The following is a 26996-nucleotide window of genomic DNA, read 5'->3' on the forward strand; positions in this document are numbered from 1 at the left end:
TAATCTCCTCCATTTTTGATTAGTACAGGACTAAGATTTTTTATATAACAGCTTACACACTTAGAATACTACTTTTTTACGAAGGTGAACGAAATAGTTGTGACATGTTTGTGAAATGTTGAGCAAACTACTATACACATAGTGTTAACTTCATTTAAAAGTCTTTAAAATTACCCCTTTCCTTAATTGTATTTTTTTGGTATTCTTATATACGAGTCCTATTTTGTAATATAAGAACAATACCCATTGTAGATCTGTAATACTCTTATCTCCTAATCTGTTATAGTTTTTATAACAGAGCAAAAAAGTGTACATATGTTGTACACTTTTTTTGTTATCCTATAAAACATCTCTTTTTCTATTTCCATCATGGAACCCACCACGACTATCTGTTAATACAATTAATTGCTCTAACCCTTCTATATGATCTCCAATAATTCGGATTACAGCTGGTGGATGACCTATTTTTGCAAAATGTTCACTAAGGCGAATGCGGTTCATCTTATCGACCTCAACACGACTTACACATGCAATTTCAAATCCTGAAAGAATGGCTTTCACCTGCGCCACGCACGGTGCCAGTAAAGACCTATACCCAATTGCATTCAAACACGTCCGGCTAAACGCATTAGGTACTGCAATAAGCGATCCTACACCTAAATCTTTTCTATCGCAAGCTAAATTTAATGCATATTTAAATGCAGTTACAAGATGAAGTGGTACTCTTAAATCTAAATAATGATCTAGATCATTTAATGCGACATCTGTTCCATCTGCAATAGCTTTCGCAAAAGGATAGAGCTCACTCGCTGGAATAACAAAATCACCGTCTATAAATAATACAATTTCTCCTTTTGCAAAATACGTTCCAAGTGAGCGCCCCACATCGTTTCCAAGCGCTTCTTTATATACAATTGTCGTTGCTCCCTTGTCTTGAGCAATGGTTGCCGTTTTATCTGACGAACCATTTACAACAACGATGATTTCAAAAGGTTCAATTTTGCGCAGCTCTTCTATAACGGTTCCAATTGTTTTCTCTTCATCTTGTACGGGAATAATTACAGATAATTGTTTCCCTTTATATAACTTAGATGTAACACCCCATCCTTGATAAAAATCTTCAAAATCTAACGTATGATAAACACTATCTCTTTTCCTATTACCATCATAATATCCTCCGCGCTCATCACTGCCTACTATTCGCTCTGCTACAGCTTCTATATGATCACCTATCATTCGTTTTTCAGATTGAGAAAGACCGGTACCATATGCAGCATGCTCAGTCGGCCGAAATTTATTCGGCGTAATAACATCGATTGCACAATGGCGACTAATTCTCCATTTACTTTGTGCTATGCGCAAATGAGCCACAATAGGATTAACCAAGCATTCATATCCAATACTTTGAACGACTTCTTTCGTCAGTGCATGAGGCACAGATAATACAGAATCAATTTTTAATTCTTCACGCTCTAACAGCGCATTTAATATTTGCCGCCATACTGTAATGGAATGTGGTTTTTGTTTCTTTAAAAACAATGCGTCCAAATTATTTAAAACGATGTCGGTCTGATCATATAAAATCGGATTAAGAAATAATTGTAATTTTGAAGTTGGAATAGCAAAATCTCCATCTATAAATAGTAATACATCACCTATCGCATGTTTTGCACCGACTGCACGTCCAACGTCGTTTCCAAGTAGCTCTGTATACTTGATTACTTTACATCCTAAACGATCAGCAACCTCTTCTGTACTATCATTACAACCATTTACTACTACAATAATTTCTACTGGGTTTAATGGTTTTACCGATTGAATAACATCTGAAATTGTTTCCCCTTCATTACATACAGGTATAATAACCGATAGCGACTTAACCATTATTTTCTTCACGAAACCATTTAATAGTTTCTTTCAATCCTTGTTCCCACGTTACTGTCGCTTGAAATTGAGCGAGTTCTCTTAACTTCGTTACATCTGGTCTTCTATTTGGGATTTCTTCAAAGCCATGTGGATATACTTCTTCAAAAGGAACTTGTACAATTTTCGAGGAAGATTTCGTTAGTTTTTTAATTACTTCTGCTACTTCTTTTATATTCTTTTCATTCTCAGAACCTATATTAATAATCTCACCATTTACCTTCTCATCCATTGCCCGAATCGTTGCCTCTACCGCATCACTTACATACGTAAAGCAGCGTGTCTGTTTCCCATCTCCATATACGAGAATATCTTCACCTTGCAGTGCCGCATAGATAAATCGTGGGATTACCCCTGCGTATGGGCCATCTTTCGCCCTTGGACCATAAATATTAAAATAACGAACAATCGTTACAGGTAAGCCTTCTAATGCGTATCCTAAACATAATGTTTCTTCTAATGTTTTACAAACTGCATAACTCCAACGTATTTTAGAAGTTGCCCCATATAATCGATCCCCTTCTTCAGAGAAAGGCGGCTTGCCCTTACCATATACTTCTGAAGTAGACGCAAAGACTACTTTCTTCTTTCCTTTTAATGCTGCTTGTAAAATATTTCTCGTTCCATCAAAATTCGTTTCAATGAGCTCTATACTTTTTTCCATTGTTGTTTTCACACCTAAAATTGCCGCTAAATGAAACACTACATCATGTTGATTTACTAATTCGTAAATAGAATTTTTATCTAAAACACTGATTGGAATAACCGGAATCTCTTTCATTAGCTCATTATGATACTTATTTTTCCCTTTATAGAAGTTATCCACAATCGTAACTTCATAACCTCTTTTCACCAACTCTTCAGCTAAATGAGATCCAATAAATCCGGCCCCACCTGTAATTAAACATTTCTGACTCATGCACTCACCTTCTTTACAATTCCGCGTGTATCTATTACTCGCTTCATTCCTTTAAAAAGCTTCCAATCTATATTCGAGTGGTCAGTTAAAATTAAAATACACGCTGCCTCTTTAACTGTTTTCTCATCCAAGGAAACAGATTGATACACCTTATCTCCAATTTCGGCAGAAGAAATATATGGATCATGGTATTTTATCTCGTATCCTTCTTTTATTAATAATTGAATAATTGGTAACGCCGGTGATTCTCTCAAATCATTTACATCTTTCTTATACGCAATTCCTACAATTAAAACCGTTGTAGGTGATTGCACCATGTCTTTTACTTTCCGGACTATTTTCTCTGGCATTTCTTCATTAATTACATGTGCAGCCTCAATTAATTGGCTCATTTCCCCGTTCTTTTTTATTCTCCATTGAAAATATAAGGGGTCTACTGGAATACAATGTCCTCCTATCCCTGGTCCCGGCCAATATGAGGTAAATCCAAATGGTTTTGTAGAGGCAGCTTCAAGTGCCTCATAAAAATCAATTCCTAAACTTTCACATAGGGTGTTTAACTCATTTACTAAGGAAATATTGACTAAGCGCTGAATATTTTCAAATAACTTACACATCTCTGCCACCTTTGGAGAACTAACTGGAACAACTACATCAAATATAGTGCTATACAAATCCTGTACTTTTTGCTTACACTTTTCTGTTTGCCCACTAATAACTTTTGGAATCGTTTGAACTGAATATTGACTATTGGCTGGATCAATTCTCTCTGGGGAATATCCAATATAGAAATCTTCTCCTACTTTTTTGCCTGCTTGAGAAATAATAGGAATAATAACTTCTTCAAGTGTGCCTGGATATGTGGAGCTTTCGAAAATGAAGGTTTGTCCTTTTTGAAGATTTTTTTGTATATAATGGGAAGCTGAAATGAGAGCACTTAAATCTGGTTCTCTTCGTTCATTAATTGGGGTTGGGACAGTCACAATAACATAATCACTAGTTTGGAACTCAGTAACACCTTTATCTGGTGTATTTACTATTAAGCTATTTTTCGTTAATAACCTCTGTAACTCTTTAGAAGAAACATCTGGAATATAACTTTCTCCTTTTATAATTGACTCTACTTTTCTAGTATCTTTATCTAGTCCAAGTACTGTATATCCTTTTTCTGCAAAATGGACCGCTAATGGCAGGCCAACATATCCTAATCCAATAATAGCTACTTTACTACTAGCATTCATCTATATTCTTTTCTTCCTTTCTCAATCGTTGAATAATATCTCTATCCCGCTCTCCATCTGTAAAACTCCCGCGTTCGTCTGTATATTGTAATAGATAAGCAATTGCCTCAAGTTGATCACCAAAAATACGGTCAAATGCTGGAATACGTCCATTTACAAATCCATGTTGTTCTGGGCGTACTCGATTTGTTTTTATAACATCTACAAATTCAACTGCTATAATAGAAAATCCCTCCAAAATAGCTTTCATTTGCGCTAATGGCGGGATAATGAGAGAGTCATATCCTATTTTCTCTATTACCTTCTTATGCATAGCATGCGGCACTGCTGTTAATGAGTTATTCCATAAATCTGGTCGTTTCGCTACCAAATTCACAAAATATTTTCCCATACTGATTGGGTCTGCGGGATGGAATATATCTAATAAACATTGCAAATCATTTAATGCCACATCGCTTCCATCTTCAATAGCACGCAAAAATGGAACTAGTTTTTTTGCCGGAATAGCAAAATCACCATCAACGAATAAACAAATATCTGCCGTAGCATGCATGGCACCTATCGCTCGTGCTACATTATGTCCAAGCGCCTTCGTAAATTCAAGAACAATAACATTCTCTGACTTCGCTTGTTCAATTGTCGCTCCATCGGCTCCATTCGCAACAACTATAATTTCATCTACTCCTGCTTTTTTCACTTCTTGTATAACAGATCTTATAGTCATTTTTTCTTCTGATACTGGTATAACCGCACTATATTTCGCTTTTCCCTTTTGCAATAAAACTGGTTTATACTTCCCTATAAACTCTCTATCCCTGTTTCCCTCCGAAAAACCGCCGCGTTTACCGTATGTTTCGATTACGTATTGCAGAGCACGTAAATGATCCCCCATAATACGACTAGTCGCTTTCGGATAAGGAGAACCAGGTGATGTACCAGTATGAACAGGACGAACTTTATTTGTGTGAATTACATCGACCGAAGCCATATCGACAATATCTACTCCTCTAGACATCACCATCGCTTGAAATAATGCTGGATCTGCTAAATTCCACCATCCAAGCGTCTGAATAACTTCCCTACTCATCGCATGTGGAATTGCGATTAAAGATCCAACAACAAGCTCTTTCTTATTCAAATAACGATTCAACATACATTTTCCAACTGTCGTATAATGTGGTCTCATCTTTAAATAAACAGACCATGTTAAATTATTCACAACAATTTGATGACCTTGCTGAATTCCTTTTACGAAACGTTGTAGCTCTTTACTATCAATAACGATGTCACCATCTAAAAACAATACAATTTCACCTTTTGCTTCTCTAGCTCCAATTGCCCGCCCAACATCATTGCCAAGAGAATGTTTATAATGAATCACACGGCAATGATGTTGTAACGCTATTTCTTTCGTTCCATCTGTTGATCCATTATCAACTACGATAATTTCATACGGTTCAAGTTTCTCCACTTCTACTAAAACTTGTGATAAAGTACTTGCTTCATTGTGCGCTGGAATAACAACTGATACTCTCATATTTGTATCACTCTTACCCTTCCAAGCGAACATAAGCAATAATAGGAGTACGCACAACTACATCCTCTGGTGGGCCATAAGAAGGAGAAGTACGAACAATAACTGCCCCATCCGTTACAGATAAAAGAATGCCTGCAACGATTTCTACAGCTGTCACAACTTGCACTAACTCACCAACATGGTCACGCAATTCATCAGTAAATAACATATATAACTCTCCTCCCTTACACTTCTTTAATTGATATAATACTTGTAAATGGTAATAAAACTTCAGTTCCTATTCCTTCTTGCAGCGTTAAAAAATCGTCACCAACTGCTACAATTACACCAGTTAACTGGCCAACTGTCACAGTAATTTCTACGTTTTTACCTAAATACTGCTGTGCAATTTCTTTAAACGGTGATGTATTACATTCTTTTAAAATGTTACAAATAATGGATTGAAATTGACTAGATTTTATAAATTCTTCTGTAGCTTGCTTAGAGTTTCTTTGAATAAATCTGGCGAAGTTTTGTGAAAATAAAAGCCGTTCCACAGCAGGCATTAACTTATCATCTAAAAAATAATTTAATTGTCTATTAAACAATCGGGATAATTTATGCCAATATTTTCTGAACAGACACATATGCTTCTCCTCCTATTATTTTTTACAGTATAAAAATTTACATCCATACATCTTAATGTATACAAAGCAGACTTTTTTTGTGATAGGTAAGGCATACATTTTTCAAAGAAACAATCTTTTCTAATCACATAAAAAAGATAGATGGTATCCCATCTATCTTTATATATATTTTAATTTTTAATTGTAATTATGGCAGAAACGCTGTAATAAACAGCTCGTGGTAATTCTGCCTGTTCACTTATAGAGGCTGTAACAAGTGAACCACCACTTGCCGAAAAATACTTAACAGCTTCTAACGGAATACCATCTTCTTTCACATCAATATGTGTTCCATCTCGCCAGTTTATTTTCTGCATTGTTGCTGAAAGATCCCCAGTCACTTTACCAAATGCTTTACCATCCACCCCTAAAAAGATCCATTCCCACTTTGTTAAACTTAGTACTTGTTTCAACTCTCCAATTTTCTTTCCATCTACATTCGAAAAAATATAAAAGTTGCGTACTCCCGTCTTCTTTTGAACATGCAACAATCTTTCTCCCGAATGATTATATAAATAAAATTGTTGCTTATGTAGTCCCTTAAAAAGAAAAGAAAGTACAGCTTGCCATACACGTTGAATAACAAAATCATACTCTTCTTTTAAAAAACCTACTGTATTTCCATCTAATCCAAAGTACGTTATTACTTGAAATACCCCTACCTCTTTACGAACAACAAATTTTTGTTGCTCAAATAACTCAGAAGTCTCTCTATTATAAATTTCCTGTTTGAGCATTTTTGATCTTCGTTTTTCTATAAAACTATATATTAATAATCCAAATGCCGGTAGTACAACACCTATTAATTTTAAATTTTCTTTCTCCGAAGTGAATAGCATCCCTTTTTTATATTCCATCACTAGTCCAATTGCAACGATAATCCATGCAATGACAGATACAAAAAAAATGCGTTTCGCATTACGTGCGTGATGCTTATGTATACTCATACCCCTCCCCCTTTTCCATTTTTTTCATTATCTCATTGCACGTACACTTCCTCAATAAAAAAGACTATCCAAAAAGGATAGCCTCTTACACTTCAATATTTCGCAACATCGTATAGATGTCGTTATTCACTTTACCAAACGATTTAATGTTGTTTTGAATGTTAGATAATAAAACGACATAAACACTTCCGTTTTTACTAAATCCATTTAAGCAATTCCACCCTGGCATTACACCGTGATTCGAATAACTTCCTGGATCTACATACCAGCCAAATCCGTAATCTTTTTTGACGGCTGTAAACATTTGATCGTAACTCTCTTTCGAAATTAATTTTCCAGAGAATAGCGCTTCATTAAATAAATATAAATCATGTGCACTCGTATATATATCACCACAACCATATAGTTGTGACATACTTGGAATATTAGGTGTTGTCATATTGTTATTTACGATTTTATAACCCGTTGATGGGAACCTTGTTTGCTCTAACTCTTTACCGAAACCAGAATGTTTCATACCCGCAGTAGCAAAAATATGTTGTTTAATATATTCTTCTAACGGTTGTCCACTTACCTTCTCAGCGATGTAGGCAAGTATCGAATAGTTCGAATCGGAATACTTCCATTTCTCTCCTGGACTCCCAATACGCTTTTGCTTTCCTATTCGTTTTATTAATTCCTCATGAGAAATATCCTCTGTTCCTTGCTCATATTCAGGAATTCCTGATGTATGTGTTAATAAATGTTTTAACTGTATACCACTACCTTGCGGGAAATCTGGAATATACTTTGCAACCGTATCTTCTACGTTTAATTTATTTTGATCTTTTAATTGCATAATAGCAGTCGCTACAAATGCCTTCGAAATAGAACCAATATAGAAAGTTGTTTCCGAATTATTCGGTACTTGCTTCTCTTTATTCGCCATACCATACCCTTTATTCAAAAGAACTTTCCCGTTCTTCACAATAACAGCTGTCCCGCTAAATCCTGCATTTTGTAAATATTGATCCAATTGAGCGTTTTCATTAATTTCTTGAGGTGGTCCCTCAGCAGGCTGTTCCACAGCTTGCGCTTGCTTCACTTGTTCTTCCTGCTCTTTTTGTTTTTGTGCTTCTTGCTTCTTTTTTTCTTCTTCTTTCTTTTTTACATCTTCTTGTTTTTTCATTTCTGCTGCAGCTTTTAAAGCTGCTTCTTTCTTATTATGTGCAACAATTTTTGTATACATGAAATATACAATTGAAAATAGTAAGACGAGAATGATTGTTCTTTTTATGTATACAATCGGCCGACGTGCTTTTCCATTCACATTATTTCTTTCCTGATCCATGACTGCTTTTTTCCCCTTATTTACCGATAATTTAATTCCACTACACAAGATTCATTCCAGATCTTTTTCATAGATTCGTGACACTCTATTCTATGTCATCCCTACTTTATCACGCACTGAACAGATTACCAACCTATATGTACAAAAAAGAAAAAGAAAATTTACAAAAGTAAGATTCCCGTTAAATTCTTAACATAAAAAAAAGGATACCCTCTAAAAAACTGATGTTATCAGTCTTTTGGGATATCCTCTCATCTCACGATTTATACGTGTTTTTTCATATCATCGGCAACAGATTCAACATTTGTACCTACGATAACTTGTACACTTGTATTACTTAATTTCATAACACCTTTTGCACCCGCACGTTTTAATGCTGCTTCGTTTACTTGACCAGCATCTTTTACTTGTAAGCGCAGACGTGTTGCACAGTTATCAATAACTGTTAAGTTTTCTTTTCCGCCTAAAGCTAATACGTAAGTTTCACCAATTGAACCTGCAACTGGTGCATCTCCATCTTCAGCTAACTCATCGTCATCTTCACGACCAGGAGTTTTTAGATCAAACTTCTTAATTAAGAAGTAGAATACTACAAAGTAAATTGCTGCGTAAATTAAACCGATTCCTGCTAGTAACAATGGTTTTGTTGCAATACCGAAGTTTAAGAAGTAATCGATTGCCCCGGCACTAAATGAGAAACCATCGTGAATGCCAAGAGTTGTTGTAATAAATAGAGACAGACCTGTTAATACAGCATGAATACCATATAATACTGGTGATAAGAACATGAATGAGAATTCAATTGGTTCTGTAATACCAGTTAAGAATGAAGTTAATGCTAGACCACCTAACATACCTGTAACCATTTTACGTTTTTCTGGTTTAGCAGCTGCAATCATTGCGAAACATGCTGCTGGTAAACCGAACATCATGATTGGGAAGAAACCAGTCATAAACATACCCGCTGATGGATCTTTTGCAAAGAATCGTGCAATATCACCATGAACGATATCGCCAGCTGCATTTGTAAAGTCACCAAGTACGAACCAGAAGTATGTGTTCATTACGTGGTGTAAACCGATTGGAATTAATAAACGGTTTAATAATCCGAATAAACCAGCACCAATTGAACCTAAGTTCACGATACCGTGTGCTACTGCATCAATACCACTTTGAATTGTTGGCCAAATTTGACCGAATACTAATCCTAAAAGAAGCATTACGATTGAAGTAATGATTGGTACGAAACGTTTTCCTGCAAAGAATCCTAACCATTCTGGTAGTTTAATCTTATGGAATTTGTTGTATAGTAAACCAGCAACAACCCCTGCAATAATACCACCGAGTATGGCCATATTAATTTTCGGCGTTAACGCCGCTGCTTTTGAAACCTTTGTCATTGTATCTGCTAATTTAGTTGGATCTACTGAACCGACTAAATCTTGAACACTTTTTAATTTATCATTTAACTCTACTGCTGAATATGTCTTACTTAGAGCATTCGTTGTATTTTGTAAAACAAGATATCCGATTGCTCCGGCAAGTCCAGCTGCTCCACTACCATCAATAGACAAACCGATTGCAACACCAATTGCAAAAATAAGTGCTAAATTATCAAAAATTGCTGCACCGGCCTGTGCCATAACAGGAATGTTAAATACATCATCTTGTCCTAAACGAAGCAATAATCCTGCTGCTGGTAGTACGGCGATTGGAAGCATCAATGCTTTACCAATACGTTGTAGAAACTGCAACATGTTAATTCCCCCTATCAAATTTATGAAATCGTTATCATTATAAGTACGCCTTAGAAAACGCTTTCTATTTACATAACCATAATAACATATAGTTGTATAGATGTGTAGTTTTTATTTTTGAATTTTTTATGGATAAATCTCCTATTTCCAAACTGTTATATAAAAGGAAAATTCTCCTTTTTTAATACAGAATAATCAAAACGAAAGACCCACTATATAACATGTAACTTTCGTTTTATCATTCCACTTTTTCATGTTATTATTTATTTCCGAGCATATCGGGAAAAGTAAACTTAGTTAATTCGAAATAGGAGCGTTGGTACTATGCAGTGCATTGAAACAAACAACTTACAACAGTTGTTAGAACAAGTAAAACCATATACAAAAAAAGGAAATCTTGCTACTTACATCCCCGAACTAGGAAATGCAAATCCAGATGATTTAGGGATTGCCATTTTCCATAAAGAAACAGAATATATCCATGCTGGTAACTCACAAACACTATTTACTCTTCAAAGTATTTCCAAAGTAATTACACTTGCACTCGCACTTTTAGATCGTGGAGAAGAATATGTATTTTCTAAAGTTGGAATGGAACCAACTGGTGACCCATTTAATTCTATTATTAAATTAGAAACAACAAGCCCTTCCAAACCACTTAATCCAATGATTAATGCAGGGGCACTAGCTATTACGAGTATGTTAGCAGGAAAAGATAACGAGGAAAAAATGGAGCGCATCCTTCATTTTGTACGTGAAATAACAGATAATCCTACTATTAATTATTCTTCTAAAGTTGCCAATTCAGAATTAGAGACAGCATATTTAAATCGTTCACTTTGTTACTATATGAAACAAAATGGAATTATCGATTGTGATATTGAAGAACTTATGGATTTATATACTCGTCAATGTGCAGTAGAAGTAAACTGCATCGATTTAGCACGTATTGGCTTAATTTTTGCAATGGATGGATATGATCCATATAAGAAAAAACAAATTATCCCTAAACATATTACAAAAATCTGCAAAACATTTATGGTCACATGCGGTATGTACAATGAATCTGGTGAATTTGCAATTCGTGTTGGTATCCCTGCAAAAAGCGGTGTAGCTGGTGGTATTTTCGGCTGCGTAAAAGGCGAAATGGGGATTGGAATTTTCGGACCGGCTTTAGATGCAAACGGAAATAGTATCGCTGGTTTTAAAATTCTTGAACTTCTTTCTGCTCAAGAAGGTTGGAGCATTTTTTAATTAGACTTTATCCTGCTCATATAGCAGGATTTTTTTTACGAAAAATTCATTGTTACCGACCATCAGTAACCTTATAAAAACAGTACTGAAAGTTTCTCTTTATTATGCATATTTACGCCCCCCTCCTGAATAATATAGTACAACCTAGCGCTATATGTGGAGGTGTGAAAGATGAAACTAATATTTCAAATGGGAAAACAGCCTGTTCTCGAAAAAACAATTCTCCTTTTTATATTGAGTATTGTAGAAAGCTTAAAGCTAAAAGTTGTTTCACTCGACGAAGCTCACCGATACATATTCAATTTAGAAGTACTTGAACTATTAATGGATCGGAACATCGATGATCAAGTACTTGAACTTATTCATTTCGGGATGGGACTTGAAGACATTCATCATGTGCTTCCTGAAGAACTTGAGCATACTATCGAGGAATTAAAATGGCTTTGCATCCAAGTGCTAAGCGAATACAGTATGCATGAAGAGTCAGAACAATTAATTGAAGATATACGCTAAAAAGCACCTATGTAGGTGCTTTTTATTTATTCCGAAGTAAATATCCAATGTCGATATATGCAATTTATTCAAGTATTTCCGAGGAAATGCTCGAACATTGCTTTTCTATTTTCACAACAGCTGATCAATCCCAATAATAATTAATAACACCCCTGCAATTATCGTCGCCCATTTCCCTAAGTATTCTGCTAAAAATCGCTTTCCTACATACGCAAAACCACTAATACAAATAAAACTAAACACCCCAGAAATAGTTGCTGTAAGCCACAGGTTTAAATTTGTTACTCCAGCATCAAAACCACCTGCAATATTATTAATAGATAATGCAACTCCTAAAACAATAGCTTCAGAAAAGCTAATTGTTTTAGAACCATCAAAATCTGCTTTTTCTGGATCACGTAAAATCCCCATAAGTACACTACCATCTTTAGATCCTACAGCATCCCTTTGACTCAAGAACGGCTGACATAAAATAAACACTCCGATTACGCCTAAAACGATTGCTCCAATCAGGTTTGCTGTAAACTCTGAAATAAATAACGCGATCCAATTCCCAAAAAATCCAGCTAGTAAAGTAAATAAAAAACCAAAAAATGCGATGATAAAATTGTTAAACCACGAAATTCGGATTTTACGAATACCATATGCAATCCCAACACCTGCATTATCTAAATTAGAAGCAATCCCGATTAAAAAAATTGAAAATAGACCTGCTGTACTCATAAACAGTCACCCCTTTTTTTCACTTTTCCATGCATATTATGAAAATGTTGAGCAACTGTGCCTGTCTGTTTCATATACATGTAATAAATACTCAACATTTTTTCAACAATAAAAAAGGAGTGCCTTCACTATGCCTAAAGAAAATCCAAATGAGCGGCTTAGCACATTAATAAAAAAACTTTTAAAAGAACGCGCCTTATCCATGCGCCAACTAGGAATGCTTACAAATATTGATCCCGCAACAATCTCAAGAATTATGAATGGTAAACAACCACCAAAACAAAAACATCTACAAAAATTTGCGGAATGTCTGCAAGTTCCGCCCCAATTGTTATTTGATGCAATGTATCCTGATTCTCCTCACATTAATAAAGAAAAGACGGATATGTACACATCTCTTGATACCATTCAGCAAACGCTGCAATCCTCTAACTTATTCGATTTCGACTACACAACAACTCGCGTAAAACAAGAACTTGAAAATTATGAACGCTATGCACAAACAACAGAAGGTGAAAAACGTATTCATGACAGCTTCGCAAGCAAATTAGAACAGATTGATAGCGCTGGCCCTTTCATAGAACAATTAACAGATATGTATCAACAATTTTGCAATGAAACCATTTCAAAAGAAGAGCGTGCAGTTCTTGGAGGCGCATTACTGTATTTCATTTTATCGACCGACATTATTCCCGACTATCTCTTTCCAATTGGCTATTTAGATGATGCAATTGCTGTTGAACTAGCGAAAGAGAAGTTACTCGAACTAAAACGAAAGACATAGAAAAATAAAGAACTATTTCAGCTGTTGTTTCTATTCAGCTCTGAAATAGTTCAATAAAAAAACGTACAAGTATACATACCCTTACGATTTCAACATACTATTCTATTTTTCTGTATGACACCATTCATATATGAATGCTGTTATTACTTTTGTAAATTCGATTAACTGTTCCACTTCAACTTTCTCATTTATTGAATGAGCCTCTTCCAATGTACCTGGTCCGTAAATAACAGCTGGAATATGAAACTCACTAAACCAACCACCATCAGTTACCGTTGCAGACATATCTAAAATTGCATTTTTAGATAGAATAGATTCATGTACTGAACTTAGAGTTTTTACAGCTACATGCTCACTATCTACTTCTAAAGAAGGGAAAATTTCACCTCGATCTACAATCATCGATTCTCCGCCCCACTTAAATTGCGGTGGATTTTCACTTAACCATGGATCGGCAGCTGCTACTTTCCCAATATATTCTTCAATTTCTTTTATTATTTGTTCATGCGTTTCATTTGGATAGAAGTGCACAGTTATCCATAAACGGCACTCATCCGCAATAAACGCTGCATGACGTCCTCCTTCAATAACAGCCGGGTTAATTGTCGTTGTTCCAGATGGATAGCCTTCATATGTTTTCATAACTGCCCAGTGACGCTCTAATTCTTGTAAGCTTTGCACAATTTTCATTATTTTTTCAATCGCACTTGCTCCAAATAAACGTCCGCCGGCATGAATCATTTGTCTACGTGTTGCATCATGAAATGTTTGCGGGCTTTTCACAGTAATCCATCCGGTGATTACGCCCCCCTGTCCTTGCATATGTAAATCACTTGTATCCACCACTACTGCAAAATCAGCATCGTAACCTCTTTTACAGCATTGAAGCGTGCCAGCTTCTCCAACTTCTTCCCCAATTACTGATTGAAAGATTAAATCTCCAGGCAGTTCAATGCCGGCTTCTTGTAAAAGCTGAATAGCAAATAATGCTCCAGCTAATCCACCTTTCATATCAGCTGCACCACGTCCAACTAACCAACCCTCTTTTATAAATGGCTCAAACGGATTTGTTTCCCACGCTTCATCTACTGAAACTTCAGCTACATCCATATGCCCATTAATAATAAGACTTTTATGTGTTTCACTTTCTATTCCTTTTTTTATCCCAACAACGTTCGGGTCATTCGGATATACATCCCATTTATCAATACTAAAATTTCGTTTTCTTAAAAACTCCGCAACAAATTCTTGTGCCTCATTTGTATTTCTTGCTGGTGGTGCAGGTGTTTCAAAACGGATTAATGTTTTTGTAAGTTCTAGCAATTCCTCTTTCCTTACATCTATTTGTTTTAGCAACTGCGAAACTTCTGGATTCATCACTAATTTCCCCTTTGCATACGTAGTATGTTTCCAGCTTTATTTTCACAAAAAAAGAGACTGTTTACAATCTTACAGTCTCCAAATTACTCAATATTATAAACTTTCTACTTCTGTTGTATTTGTCTTTTCAATATGTTCTACTTTGCGTTCCTTATTTCTTGTCGCACGGTAAAATAGTAAACAGACAATCATAAATGGAATACCACAATACAATGCCATTCTTTGTTCTGGAATAAAAGCCATACCAACAATTACCGTTACATTTAATACTAATGCAAGCAGTGGAACGAATGGATACAATGGTGTTTTAAATTTCAAGTCCTTAACATCCCCGCCCTGCTTTACATATGTTCTTCGAGCCAATAAGTTAGATAGAGCAATAGATGCCCAAACTAATATTGCCCCAAATCCAGCGATAGAAAGTAGCCATAAATACACTGTGTCTTCCGCATAAATGCCTGATAGTAATGAGAGACACCCTACAATTGTACTTACAATCAATGCATAAATAGGAACGCCGTTTTTAGATAACTTACCAAAAATCGGGCTAATCATTCCTTGATTAGACATAGACCATAGCATACGAGAAGTTGCATATAGTCCTGAATTCGCAACGGATAATACCGCTGTAATAATAACGAAATTTATAATATCCGCCGCATAAGGAATACCAATTTTATCAAATACAACCACAAATGGACTTTCTATCACGCCTGCCTGCTGCCAAGGGAATAGTCCCGCAAGAATAAAAATAGATAGTACAAAGAAAACAAGTATGCGCCAAACAGTATTATTAATTGCCTTCGGGATCGTTTTCTCTGGATTTTCACTCTCACCAGCTGCAATTCCCACTAGTTCTGTTCCTTGGAAGGAAAAATTAACTGCAATCATCGTAATTAAAATAGCTGATAATCCATTTGGAAAAAGTCCACCGTAATCAGTAAAGCTAGAGAACATCGGTGCCGGTTCATTTCCTTTCATATCTAAAAAACCAAACATTGCTGCCCCACCTAAAATAATAAATGCAATAATTGTAATTACTTTAATACTGGCAAACCAAAATTCAACTTCTGCAAAACTTTTTGAGGATAACGCATTAATAGCAAAGAGCAATACCGCGAACACTACACACCAAATCCATGACGGTACATCAGGAAACCATCGTTTCATTAAAATACTAACTGCAATCAATTCAATACCTATCGTAGCGGACCAGTTTAGCCATGACATCCATCCTACTACATAACCCGCTGCAGGCGAAATGTGCTTTGTGGCATACGTTTGATAAGACCCTGCATCAGGCATTGCAACAGCTAACTCTCCAAGACAGAGCATCGTTAAGTACATAACAAATCCTCCGACAAGATATGCCACAATCGCTCCTCCAGGTCCAGCTTCATGAATTGTATAGCCAGATCCTAAAAAAAGACCCGTACCAATAACGCCTCCAAGTGCAATCATAAATATGTGCCTACTTTTCAATTCCCTTTTTAATCCTTGGTTTTGATCTATCATATAAATCCCCCCCTTTTCACTTTGCAAACCTATTTAATGTAAGCGTTTTTAAAATTATTTATAGTAAAAATAATGATTTAAAAGAGCAAAATACATATCACTTATATTAATCACTGCCTGTTACTAAAAGGTCATCCCTCACTGTTATTAATAATTTTTGATCAGCGATGGCTTGTCCCTCTACTACTTCTAATGATTCGATATACCCACTGATTCCTATCTTAATTTCTACCTTCTGTTTATCTATTGTTTCAATGAGCGCTAATTTCTCCCACTCGTATACGTAAGAACTTTTTGTAACGAATAACTTCTCTACTTTTCCGTAACAAGGACTATACACGCCTTCTATAACCGTCTTCACTTTATAAACTCCTCCTTCTTATTAATTGACACTGGAACGTTACATATCCTGTAAATATTCCTCTTCTCCCCTCTAAAGATTTTGAATATTATTTATGCAAAATACGTACCAACCTCTAATTCGCATATAAAATAAGAGTTTTGTACAAAAAAATCTGCCTAACTGCAAAATTTTTCTATCGTTTAAAAGAAAAATAGCAAAAAAATTTTGCGATTTTATAAGAATTTTAATAAAATTATAAAAAGTCAGTCTTCATAGGGTGAAACGAGGAGAAGATGATACATGCAGACAGAAGAAATTAATTTTAAACAAATTATTGAAATGAATATGCTATATGAAACTTTACTCAATGAACTCGATATCGGGATTCATATCATTAATGAGGAAAGTAAAACAATTATCTATAACCGTAAAATGATGGAAATTGAGTCAATGGATCGTTTAGATGTGCTACACAAAAGTCCTTTAGAAGTATTTGCATTTGAAGAAAATAAAAATAGTACTCTCATAGAGGCATTAAAACTCGGAAAAACAAACAAAAATATAAAACAAACGTATTTTAACAATAAAGGGCAAGAAATTACGACGATTAATGATACTTTCCCTATAATAGAAAATGGAAAAATTAAAGGCGCTATTGAAATATCAAAAGAGATGAGTCACTTAAAACAAACAACAAGAATGGGCTCTTCTCGAAAACAAAATACTAAATTTACCTTTGATCACATAATTGGTGATTCTGGAGCCATTCAATCAATCATTGCGGAAGGAAAGAGAGTCATTCGTACATCCTCATCCATACTTCTCGTAGGAGAGACTGGGACTGGTAAAGAACTATTTGCACAAAGCATCCATAATGAAAGTCAGCGTTCAACAAAACCGTTTATTTCACAAAACTGTGCTGCAATACCTGATACCCTAATGGAAAGCTTATTATTTGGTACGAATCGAGGTGCCTTTACAGGAGCAATAGATAAACCTGGTTTATTTGAAGAAGCAAACGGAGGTACTTTGTTATTAGATGAAATCAACTCATTAAGTCCAACACTTCAGGCTAAATTACTGCGGGCTATACAAGAAAAAACAATACGAAGAATCGGCGGTACACAAGAAAAAGAGATTGATGTTCGTATTATAACAACTATCAACGAAGATCCCTTCGAAGCCATTACACACGATCGCTTAAGAGAAGACTTATATTACCGCTTAAGCGTCGTTACTTTATGTCTTCCGCCTTTACGGGAAAGAAAAGAAGATATTCCAGCTCTTGTTCATCACTTTATCGAAAAGTACAATATTCAATTCGGTCTCAATGTAACGGATGTAGATGTACATACACGAGAATTCTTTTATGCATACGATTGGCCTGGAAACGTACGGGAGTTGGAACATATCATTGAAGGTTCAATGAACTTAATAGAAGATGAAAATATTATTACAGCATTTCATATGCCCACTCGCTTTCGCGAACGAATAAAAAAAGAATTCAATATGCAGTCTTCACTAACTGATCACAATACCGATGCACCTAAAACTTTAAAGCACACAATAGAAGAAATGGAAAAGAACTACATCAATCAAATTCTTAAAGCGAATAGTGGTAATATCTCACAAGCTGCAAAGTTTTTAGGATTGAGTAGACAAAACTTACAATATCGAATTAAAAAATTACATTTAAACATATGAAATGAATATTTCACCATGTGCAAAAAAATGGAAATTGATGTTATGATAAAAATATAACATGTTAGAAAGGAACGATATATATGAGTAATGATAACAAGTTAAAGCTATTACAATACTTAGCCTTCTTCCCTACCCTTTTATGTATGATGTTACTCATTGATATGAATACCTCTCCTTACGCAAAGCTATTCGCAGCAATTAGCGGTTCCTTTGCAGCTATTATGCTTGCTGCTTTTTGGAATTTGAAGATACGTATGAAGAAAGAGAAATCTTCTTAATTCCAAAATAATAAAAAAATCGAGCCTAATCAGCTCGATTTTTACTTATTATTAAAATTCAACATTCTCCAAGTACAACCCACTCGCCTCAGCAAGGCAATTAATTTGATTACGCTGTTTTCCCTCTAAAATGTTTGGAATTGCTTCAGCATCTAATTGTCCTAATCCAACTTCAATTAATGCTCCAACAATTTTTCGTACCATGTTATGAAGGAATCCGTTACCACTCACCCTAATTTGTACGAATCCTGCCTCTTCCATCACATCAAGTGTATATACTTCGCGAACCATAGACTTTTTCTTTGATTTCGCATTTGAAAAAGCAGTAAAGTCATGTGAACCAACTAAATGTTTCGCAGCTTCTTTCATGTTTTTCACATTTAATTTTTTATTCACATGCATACTGTATTTACGCATAAATGGGTTCGTGTGCTCTTCATTCCAAATTTTATAAAGATATGTTTTTGCTTTAGAATTGTAACGAGCATGGAAGCGCTCATGTACTTCTTCTACATTCGTAATGCTAATATCATTAGGTAAATATTGATTTAAATATTTTTTCACTTTATATTCCACTAACTTCTCATCACTTTGAAAGTTAGCAATTTGATTCAAAGCATGTACACCAGCGTCTGTTCTACTACAACCGATAATTTCAATTTCTTTTCCGATCATTTCAGATATGACACTTTCAATTTTTCCTTGAATCGTATTATCGTTATTACCGAGACGTTGCCACCCTTTAAAGCGAGCACCGTCGTATTGGATCGTTAATTTATAATTGTGCATATTATTCTCCTTCATAGAAAATATTCCCTCATACCATGAGGGAATATGAATAAACTTTACTTTCTAACAAGCTTCACTACATTTTCTACATGAGCTGTATGTGGGAACATATCAACTGGTTGCACATATTCCACCTCATAACTCTTCATTAACGCTTGTACATCACGTGCTAATGAAGAAGGATTACAAGATACGTAAACAACTTGTTTCGGTTTCACCTTTAAAATTGTTTCCAATAATTTATCATCGCAACCTGTACGAGGTGGATCGACAACAATTACATCAGGACGCCATCCTTCTTTTACCCATTTCGGTAACCATTGTTCAGCTTTCCCTGCTTCATATTTCGTATTTGTGAATCCATGGCGCTTCGCATTCTTTCTTGCGTCTGCAATCGCTTCTGGAATTACATCCATACCACGTACTTCTGCTGCATCATTCGCAAGCCAAAGACCGATTGTACCAACACCACAATACGCATCCACAATCTTCTCATTTCCTGTTAAAGCAGCTGCTTTTTTTGCTTCATCATATAACACAACTGTTTGTTCTGGATTCAACTGGAAGAATGCACGTGCTGATAATTCAAATGATAAATCACCAAGTGTTTCTTGAATTACTTCTTTTCCAGCTAATTTAAATGTTTTATCACCGAAAATAACAGATGTTTTACGCCAGTTTACATTTTGCATAATTGATTTAACAGCTGGCATCTGTTTTTGTACTTCTGCAATAAATTGTTCTTTATTTGGCAACTCTTCTTTTGTTGTAATAAGTGTAACTTGTACTTCCCCTGTTTGAACTGCAGTACGTGTCACAATTGTGCGTACTAAACCTTTTTGTTTTTTCTCATTGTAAATAGAAACATTTAATTTTTCTAATATACGTCTCACAACTTTTGTCGCTTCATTCGTTGCTTTATGTTGAATCATACAATGGGCAATATCAATTAACTGATGTGAATTTTGTTTATATAGACCTGTAATAACCTTCTCGTCTTTACGCCCCACTTGTAATTGACTCTTATTACGATAATGCCATGGATTTTCCATGCCAAGTGTCGGACGAATTTTTTCTTCCAAACTGTTATTCATGTACTTCTCAAATGCTTGTACAACAATATCACGTTTTTGATTTAATTGTTCTTTATAATCTAAATGTTGTAGCTGACAGCCACCACACTCATCGTATACTGGACATGGTGCTTTCACACGATGTGGTGAAGCTTTACGAACTTTTTTCACTTTTGCTTCAGCGAAGCCACGCTGAATTTTCGTTGTTTCAGCAACAACTTCTTCTCCTGGTAATGCCCCTGGAATGAAGACAACTTGTCTCTTAAAATAACCAACGCCTTCTCCGTTAATCCCAAGACGTTTAATTGTCACAGGAAATGTTTGACCAACTTCCAACTTACTCTCATGTTGTTTTTGTATCATTATTACACCTCTACTCTATACTTTTCCATAAATATAACGCTGCATAACTGCAGTATGGTTCACATTCTTGTTTCACGTTTTCTAAAAACGCATCACTCGGTTTATCATCTAATTGAAATACACCTTGTACTGCACGTTGAATCCCGATGTCTGCTTTCGGAAACATATTTTTCCGTCCAAGCCCAAACATTAAAAAGTTTTGCACTGTCCATGCACCAATCCCCCTAATTGGTAACAATTGTGCTGCAACCCCTTCTTCTGTTTCGTTTTCTATTCTAGTTAAATCTAACTTACCACCTATAATACACTTTGCTAATCCTACCATATATTCAGCTTTTCGCTGACTAAATTTTTGCTCTCTCAATTCTGCAATTGAAATATTTGCTACTATTTCTGGAGTAGGGAAAAAGAATACACCGTTCTTCTCTGTTCCATATCGTTTTACAAATTGCTCTGTCAGCACAGTAGCAAATTTCAAATTTATTTGTTGATGAATAATGCAGCGAAGTAAACACGCAAAATAATCGAATTCTAAAATAATTGGAGTATAAGCATATGTTTCAAATAGTGGACGTAATGATGTGTTTAAAAAATGATTTTGTATATCTTGAAACGAATCATTCCAATGAAAAATCGTCTTCATTCGTTTCATTACTTTCTCCGGATTTCCTGCCTGACTAGAAATCCAAAATTGTGGATTTTGAACAGTACCAATCCCTTGCAAACGGACAACAATCTGTTCCTCGTCTATACAAAGCGGGACATACATGACTTTCTCATCTAATTGAATGACGTTTAGTGGATCAAAAGATAAACGCTTTAACACTTCTTCAAAATGGTACGGATACTCTAACGTAACATGTTCGCTCCACATACGTTTTCCCCATCCTTTTTACACATCATTATAGCATGAGAAAACCGCAAGCATACATGCTTACGGTTGATTGCCTTTTACTAAGTCATCTAGACTTTTAAAATGATACCCTTTCTCGCGCAAATCATCAATGATTTTTGCAAGTGCTTCTGCATTATCTTTTGATATTGCATGAAGTAATAAAATAGATCCTGGATGAATCATCGTCATTACATTATTATGCGCGTATTGCCATCCTCTTTGTTGATCCACTTTCCAATCTAGAAATGCGAGTGACCAAAACACATTATAATAGCCCATTTCTTTCGTAAGAGCCAATGTTCTTTCACTAAATACGCCGCGCGGAGGGCGTACATATTTCACTTCTTTTTGTCCAGTTACTTTTTTGATTTCTTCCGTTACACTCGTTAATTCTTCACGAAGTTTCTCATCATTCACCGCTGTGAAATCAGGATGACTCCACGAATGATTTCCAATAATGTGTCCTTCATCCTTCATTCTTAATAGCAAATCTTTTTGCGTTTTAATGTAATGCCCTGTTACAAAGAAAGTTGCCGGTACTTTTTTCTCTTTTAATACATCTAAAATTTGGCCTGTGTATCCATTCTCATATCCATTATCGAACGTTAAATAAATATCTTTTTTCTTTGTATCCCCTAAATAAAATCCGCCATTCTTTTGTAGTAAATCTGTATATAATTTCCCTGCATCTGGTACTGTTTCATTTTTAGGACGTGGGATTCCCCAGTTGTGTGGAGTATTTGTATAAGCCAATGCCGAAACTGGAACAAGTGCCATCATAATTGAAAAAATGAGACCTATATATAACCATTTATATTTCATAAATAGTCTCCTTTCCATATATAATCGTACCTGTAGTTTCTGTTGCTGTGCATTCTTTCATGCTGAACATGTTTTTCTATATATACCAAAAAAATGCATCTCGAATCATTCGAGATGCATTTTTGTTTACTTAAATACTGGCTCTTTAAAGCTCGCTAATTTTTCAAGTGATGTTTTATCCACATCTGCATGTAAGCTGTTACCATGAGAGTCCATCGTTACAACTGCTTTAAACCCATCGATACGTAAATGCCACATTGCTTCTGGAATACCGAACTGTAAGAAATCAACATCTTTCACTTCTTTAATACATTCAGCATAATATTGTGCTGCACCACCAATTGCATTTAAGTAAACACCACCGTGTTCTTCCAATGCAGCTAATGTTTTTGCACCCATTCCGCCTTTACCAATTACAGCACGAATACCGAACTTCTTCATAATGTCGCCTTGGTATGGTTCTTCACGAATACTTGTCGTTGGACCCGCCGCTTTAATTTGCCAGTTGTCATTTTCATCTTTTACTACAACTGGACCACAATGATAAATAATTTGTCCGTTTAAATCTACAGGACAATCGTTATCCATTAAATGCTTATGAATTGCGTCACGACCTGTATACATCATGCCATTAATCGTTACAACATCCCCAACGCGAAGTTCACGAATTTGCTCTTCTGTAATTGGTGCTTGTAATACAATCTCACGTTGCTCTGTTTTTTCTTGTGCTTCTTGCTGAAGTGTATCTTCACCTTCTTGATATAACCAATCCATAATTTCTCCTGTTTCAGGATGGATTTTCACACCTAGGCGACGATATGCCCAGCAATTATATGCAACAGATACATAGAAGCTAGCTGGCAGACGGTTATATACGCCAATTTTACAACCAAGTAAAGTTGTTTCTCCGCCGAATCCCATCGTACCAATACCAAGCTTATTTGCATTTTCTAATACGTACTCTTCGAGCTGTTTTAACTCTGGTACTGGATTGATGTCATCTAATGTACGGAATAATTGATTTTTTGCTAATTCGTAACCTGATGTGCGGTCTCCCCCGATACCGACGCCGATTACACCTGCGCTACATCCTTGACCTTGCGCTTGATATACTGCATGAAGAAGACATTTACGAATCCCTTCTAAATCGCGTCCTGCGCGTCCAAGTCCTTCTAATTCACATGGCAAGCTATACTGAATATTTTTATTCTCACAGCCGCCGCCCTTTAAAATTAAACGTGCATCAATATAATCTTTTTCCCATTGCTCAAACTTAATAACAGGTGTACCTGGTCCTAAGTTATTTCCGCTATTGTCACCAAAAAGAGAATCAACAGAGTTTGGACGAAGTTTACCATCTTTTGTCGCCCGCTCAAGCGCACTATAGATAGCTTCCTTCAGTTTTAGTTGATTCACACCAACTGGTGTATAAATTTTAAATGTTGGCATCCCTGTATCTTGGCAAATAGGCGAGATATTATCATCAGCCATTTTAATATTATTCGTAATTGTGCCAAGTGCCATCGCTGAACGAGTCCCTGCATTTTCTCGTTCTTTCGCTTGTTGAATCGCACGACGAACATCTTTCGGTAAATTCGTTGACGTTTCAACAATTAGTTGATACATGCTTTCTTGAAGCTTTTCCATTGTTACTTCCCCCTCAATTGTGAACGCTACCAAAACGTTATGAGATGAAAATTCCATTGTTATACTCTTCAGCTTTTTATTTATTTCATGCTATTAAAGGATAAATGAAATTTTTCACAACTTGATTATACCTTTTTTTCTACCGTCCTTCTATTATCCGTACAGAAAAAGGCTACCAATTTTGTATTGGCAGCCTTTTTAATATATTATTCGTCTTTTTTAAATTGCTCACATTTTAATTCTAATTCATCTAACATCGCAAGAAGACGATCTACATCTTCTAACTCTACTTCTTCAGGTTCAATTGTATCAATTACTTCAATGAACATATTTAAACGTTCTTTTAAATATACTAATTGTGTATCTTTATCTTGAATTGCTTTTCCCATGAAGGCACTCTCCTTTTAATTCGAGTTGCTTTTATTATACCGCAAAAATGATTGCTATGGGCATGAAATTTCATCAATTTTGTCACGGTCATCCGCTATAATGTAAGCCTTCTCTCTTTTTCTGCTAAAAAGTTTCACTTTATAAAAAGTACATATTCTTCTATTATAGAGAATGGACAAATTGTTATTTCAATAGTCAAAGGAGTATTTCATATGACGATATCACAAAAAATGAAGCCGATTACTCCTTCTTACGATCCATGGGAAGCGTATATGGACCTTGAAGAGTACGGCAAACTACTATTAACAAACGTTGAGTTTACAACGACAACGTTATGCAATATGCGTTGCGAGCATTGCGCTGTTGGTTACACATTACAGCCGAAAGATCCAAATCCGCTTCCGATGGAGCTTTTATTAAAACGATTAGATGAGATTCCTCATTTACGTTCTTTAAGTATTACTGGCGGAGAACCTATGCTTTCAAAGAAATCCGTCGACAACTATGTAACACCACTCTTAAAATACGCTCATGAACGAGGCGTTCGCACTCAAATCAATTCAAACTTAACTATAGATTTAGCACGTTACGAACAAATTATTCCTTATTTAGACGTACTGCACATTTCTCATAACTGGGGAACGATTGATGATTTCGTTGAAGGCGGATTTGCAATGATGGAGCGTAAACCTACTTATGAACAGCGTGCAAAATTATTTGAACGAATGATTACAAATAGTAAAGCTCTCTCAGATGCGGGTGTACTCGTATCAGCCGAAACAATGCTGAATAAACGAACTCTACCACACATTGAACATATTCATCGTCAAATCGTTGAGGAAATGGGCTGTAAACGTCATGAGGTTCACCCAATGTATCCAAGTGATTTCGCGAGTAATCTAGAGATCTTAACAAAAGCTGAAATTCGTGATGCAATTGAGCATTTACTAGAAATTCGCGATGAAAATGTATGGATGTTATTTGGAACTTTACCTTTCTATGCTTGTAGCGATGACGAGCGAGACATTGCCACATTTAAAAAATTACAACAGAGCAAAAATGTAACAGTTCGTAACGATCCAGATGGCCGTTCTCGTTTAAACGTCAATATTTTCGATGGAAATATTATTGTAACTGATTTTGGTGACGTTCCCCTTCTAGGTAACGTACAAACAAATACATTACAAGAAGCATATGACAAATGGAGCGCTTCAAAAACAGCAAAATCATTAAGCTGTCACTGTCCAGCAGTAAAATGCCTTGGGCCGAATGTTCTTGTAAAAAACAGCTACTATCCGACAGAAGATTTCTTATCAAAAACAGCAAACATTACATTATAAAAAAAACGTCAGCTTATAAGCTGACGTTTTTCACGTTATTGCGAGTGAGAAGATGAAATGAATTTAAAATATAAATGATCATGAATTGGAATTGCAGCTCCAATTCCTTGCGAGGTAATATTTTTCACAACAAGCCTTTTTTGGTTTCCCTTTAACACAAGGTACACTTCTCCGAATGTTACTTTTCCTTTTTCATTTACAGCTGGTGTATAAGCGTATAAATATCCAAGTTGACTCGGACTAATATTATACACACGCTCATGTCCCGTACCATAACCAACAGTCGTTTTAAATGAAAGAGGCAATTGTACCTTTTCAAGTGCTTTTAGAAGCATCATTTTTTTCACATCTGTAGAATTTTTCATGTCGGCTGTTAAATCACCCTCAACCGTCTTTTGCGTTTCTTGTTTATAGCGAAGTGGATATAAGCGATCTCCTCCACGATTATCATACACATTGCGATTCACTTGCTTATATTCCCAATTAATTGATGTATCTATCGATTCATAATTTAATGCCCATTGCCCTAAATAAATTTTTGCCCTGTACCCTACAGCAAGTGGTGCATTTGAAATTGTCGTTTCGTTAAACATCCGAATTAAGTCTGGATTTTCAATTTTAATGTTTGCTGTTTTCAATAATTCTTGAGCAAATTTACTCGGCTGTAAACGCGGCAAATCTTGTGCGTCATTTGGAAATGTATTATCTTTTGAAATATTTAAAACAGATGAAGGCACTTTTACTTCTACTGTCGTCTTTGCAAAACTACTGTTAGGAAATAATAAAATAAACGAGAACATAATTGAAAGACATATGCTGTATACTCGTTTCACCTGTCTGGCTCCTTCCTACGTAAAGGTATAA

General features: G+C 35.5%; 26 protein-coding genes and 1 pseudogene. 6 read left to right on the plus strand and 21 right to left on the minus strand.

From position 1 onward, the window contains the following. Positions 1-150: 150 nt before the first annotated feature. The 10 genes and pseudogenes from EUC40_RS27365 to nagE form a co-directional block, all read right to left on the minus strand. A pseudogene (locus EUC40_RS27365) lies at positions 151-371 on the minus strand (hypothetical protein). Next, positions 340-1884: a glycosyltransferase family 2 protein gene (locus EUC40_RS23415; RefSeq protein WP_156576721.1), complete on the minus strand. Its 1545-nt coding sequence runs from the start codon at positions 1882-1884 to the stop codon at positions 340-342. Before EUC40_RS23415 ends, EUC40_RS27365 begins: the two are co-directional and overlap by 32 nt. Beyond that, positions 1877-2842 (minus strand): UDP-N-acetyl-alpha-D-glucosaminuronate decarboxylase, encoded by a 966-nt coding sequence (locus EUC40_RS23420; protein WP_071710449.1) that lies wholly within the window; start codon positions 2840-2842, stop codon positions 1877-1879. The genes EUC40_RS23415 and EUC40_RS23420 overlap by 8 nt, the downstream gene beginning before the upstream one ends. Then, positions 2839-4083 carry a nucleotide sugar dehydrogenase gene (locus tag EUC40_RS23425; RefSeq protein ID WP_156576722.1) on the minus strand — a complete coding sequence of 415 codons (1245 nt, stop codon included), beginning with the start codon at positions 4081-4083 and terminating at the stop codon, positions 2839-2841. The genes EUC40_RS23420 and EUC40_RS23425 overlap by 4 nt, the downstream gene beginning before the upstream one ends. Then, positions 4073-5653, minus strand: coding sequence for a glycosyltransferase family 2 protein (locus tag EUC40_RS23430; RefSeq protein ID WP_156576971.1), 1581 nt, complete (start codon positions 5651-5653; stop codon positions 4073-4075). Before EUC40_RS23430 ends, EUC40_RS23425 begins: the two co-directional genes overlap by 11 nt. Then, entirely contained in the window at positions 5634-5828 is a 195-nt protein-coding gene (locus EUC40_RS23435) for a hypothetical protein (protein ID WP_000899464.1), read from the minus strand. The genes EUC40_RS23430 and EUC40_RS23435 overlap by 20 nt, the downstream gene beginning before the upstream one ends. Positions 5829-5844: 16 nt before the next feature. Continuing rightward, complete coding sequence (locus EUC40_RS23440; RefSeq protein WP_071710451.1) at positions 5845-6246, minus strand: LSm family protein; 402 nt, start codon at positions 6244-6246, stop codon at positions 5845-5847. A 170-nt stretch (positions 6247-6416) separates the two neighbouring features. Continuing rightward, a complete protein-coding gene (locus EUC40_RS23445) occupies positions 6417-7232 on the minus strand; it encodes a sugar ABC transporter ATP-binding protein (protein ID WP_071710452.1) in 816 nt (271 codons plus the stop codon). Between the two features lie 85 nt (positions 7233-7317). Further along, positions 7318-8562, minus strand: a complete 1245-nt coding sequence (locus EUC40_RS23450) for a serine hydrolase domain-containing protein (RefSeq protein WP_156576723.1) — start codon at positions 8560-8562, stop codon at positions 7318-7320. 263 nt (positions 8563-8825) lie between these two features. Then, positions 8826-10319, minus strand: coding sequence for an N-acetylglucosamine-specific PTS transporter subunit IIBC (gene nagE, locus EUC40_RS23455; protein WP_156576724.1), 1494 nt, complete (start codon positions 10317-10319; stop codon positions 8826-8828). Between the two features lie 324 nt (positions 10320-10643). On the opposite strand from nagE, the gene glsA reads away from it, so the two are divergent. Both glsA and EUC40_RS23465 read left to right on the plus strand, forming a co-directional pair. Beyond that, positions 10644-11573: a glutaminase A gene (gene glsA, locus EUC40_RS23460; protein WP_001149866.1), complete on the plus strand. Its 930-nt coding sequence runs from the start codon at positions 10644-10646 to the stop codon at positions 11571-11573. Positions 11574-11744: 171 nt separating this feature from the next. After that, positions 11745-12086 (plus strand): DUF3969 family protein, encoded by a 342-nt coding sequence (locus EUC40_RS23465; protein ID WP_000766603.1) that lies wholly within the window; start codon positions 11745-11747, stop codon positions 12084-12086. A gap of 111 nt (positions 12087-12197) precedes the next feature. On the opposite strand, the gene EUC40_RS23470 is transcribed toward EUC40_RS23465, so the two are convergent. Further along, entirely contained in the window at positions 12198-12809 is a 612-nt protein-coding gene (locus EUC40_RS23470) for a manganese efflux pump (protein WP_098914118.1), read from the minus strand. Between the two features lie 130 nt (positions 12810-12939). Here EUC40_RS23470 and EUC40_RS23475 point away from each other — a divergent pair, with 130 nt between their 5' ends. Beyond that, positions 12940-13593 carry a helix-turn-helix domain-containing protein gene (locus EUC40_RS23475; protein ID WP_071710456.1) on the plus strand — a complete coding sequence of 218 codons (654 nt, stop codon included), beginning with the start codon at positions 12940-12942 and terminating at the stop codon, positions 13591-13593. Positions 13594-13695: 102 nt separating this feature from the next. On the opposite strand, the gene EUC40_RS23480 is transcribed toward EUC40_RS23475, so the two are convergent. The 3 genes from EUC40_RS23480 to EUC40_RS23490 all read right to left on the minus strand — a co-directional run bounded on the left by EUC40_RS23480 (position 13696) and on the right by EUC40_RS23490 (position 16849). Next, positions 13696-14970 (minus strand): acetylornithine deacetylase, encoded by a 1275-nt coding sequence (locus EUC40_RS23480; RefSeq protein ID WP_156576725.1) that lies wholly within the window; start codon positions 14968-14970, stop codon positions 13696-13698. 96 nt (positions 14971-15066) lie between these two features. After that, the gene (locus EUC40_RS23485) at positions 15067-16488 is read right to left on the minus strand and encodes an amino acid permease (protein ID WP_156576726.1); all 1422 of its coding nucleotides are present in this window, start codon (positions 16486-16488) and stop codon (positions 15067-15069) included. A 106-nt stretch (positions 16489-16594) separates the two neighbouring features. Next, a complete protein-coding gene (locus EUC40_RS23490) occupies positions 16595-16849 on the minus strand; it encodes a biotin/lipoyl attachment domain-containing protein (RefSeq protein ID WP_071710459.1) in 255 nt (84 codons plus the stop codon). A gap of 282 nt (positions 16850-17131) precedes the next feature. Between EUC40_RS23490 and EUC40_RS23495 the strand changes: the two genes are divergently transcribed. After that, the gene (locus EUC40_RS23495; RefSeq protein WP_156576727.1) at positions 17132-18535 is read left to right on the plus strand and encodes a sigma-54 interaction domain-containing protein; all 1404 of its coding nucleotides are present in this window, start codon (positions 17132-17134) and stop codon (positions 18533-18535) included. Between the two features lie 80 nt (positions 18536-18615). After that, entirely contained in the window at positions 18616-18813 is a 198-nt protein-coding gene (locus tag EUC40_RS23500) for a hypothetical protein (RefSeq protein ID WP_071710461.1), read from the plus strand. A 51-nt stretch (positions 18814-18864) separates the two neighbouring features. On the opposite strand, the gene truA is transcribed toward EUC40_RS23500, so the two are convergent. From truA to EUC40_RS23530, 6 genes are all read right to left on the minus strand, one after another. Further along, positions 18865-19602 (minus strand): tRNA pseudouridine(38-40) synthase TruA, encoded by a 738-nt coding sequence (truA, locus tag EUC40_RS23505; protein WP_156576728.1) that lies wholly within the window; start codon positions 19600-19602, stop codon positions 18865-18867. 56 nt (positions 19603-19658) lie between these two features. Next, positions 19659-21038: a 23S rRNA (uracil(1939)-C(5))-methyltransferase RlmD gene (gene rlmD / locus EUC40_RS23510; RefSeq protein WP_071710463.1), complete on the minus strand. Its 1380-nt coding sequence runs from the start codon at positions 21036-21038 to the stop codon at positions 19659-19661. Between the two features lie 10 nt (positions 21039-21048). Continuing rightward, positions 21049-21912, minus strand: a complete 864-nt coding sequence (locus tag EUC40_RS23515; protein WP_156576729.1) for a DNA-3-methyladenine glycosylase family protein — start codon at positions 21910-21912, stop codon at positions 21049-21051. Positions 21913-21972: 60 nt separating this feature from the next. After that, on the minus strand, positions 21973-22755 hold the full coding sequence (gene pdaA / locus EUC40_RS23520; protein ID WP_071710465.1) for a delta-lactam-biosynthetic de-N-acetylase: 783 nt from the start codon (positions 22753-22755) through the stop codon (positions 21973-21975). Between the two features lie 126 nt (positions 22756-22881). Next, entirely contained in the window at positions 22882-24402 is a 1521-nt protein-coding gene (fumA, locus tag EUC40_RS23525; RefSeq protein ID WP_000413532.1) for a class I fumarate hydratase, read from the minus strand. Between the two features lie 206 nt (positions 24403-24608). Then, the gene (locus tag EUC40_RS23530; protein WP_000513558.1) at positions 24609-24791 is read right to left on the minus strand and encodes an SE1561 family protein; all 183 of its coding nucleotides are present in this window, start codon (positions 24789-24791) and stop codon (positions 24609-24611) included. A 213-nt stretch (positions 24792-25004) separates the two neighbouring features. On the opposite strand from EUC40_RS23530, the gene yfkAB reads away from it, so the two are divergent. Beyond that, the gene (gene yfkAB, locus EUC40_RS23535; protein WP_000156030.1) at positions 25005-26132 is read left to right on the plus strand and encodes a radical SAM/CxCxxxxC motif protein YfkAB; all 1128 of its coding nucleotides are present in this window, start codon (positions 25005-25007) and stop codon (positions 26130-26132) included. 35 nt (positions 26133-26167) lie between these two features. On the opposite strand, the gene EUC40_RS23540 is transcribed toward yfkAB, so the two are convergent. After that, positions 26168-26965 carry a YfkD famly protein gene (locus EUC40_RS23540; protein ID WP_033665075.1) on the minus strand — a complete coding sequence of 266 codons (798 nt, stop codon included), beginning with the start codon at positions 26963-26965 and terminating at the stop codon, positions 26168-26170. Positions 26966-26996 lie beyond the last annotated feature (31 nt).

The sequence above is a fragment of the Bacillus luti genome (genome assembly GCF_009739945.1).
In the GTDB taxonomy this organism is placed as follows: Bacteria; Bacillota; Bacilli; order Bacillales; family Bacillaceae_G; genus Bacillus_A; species Bacillus_A luti.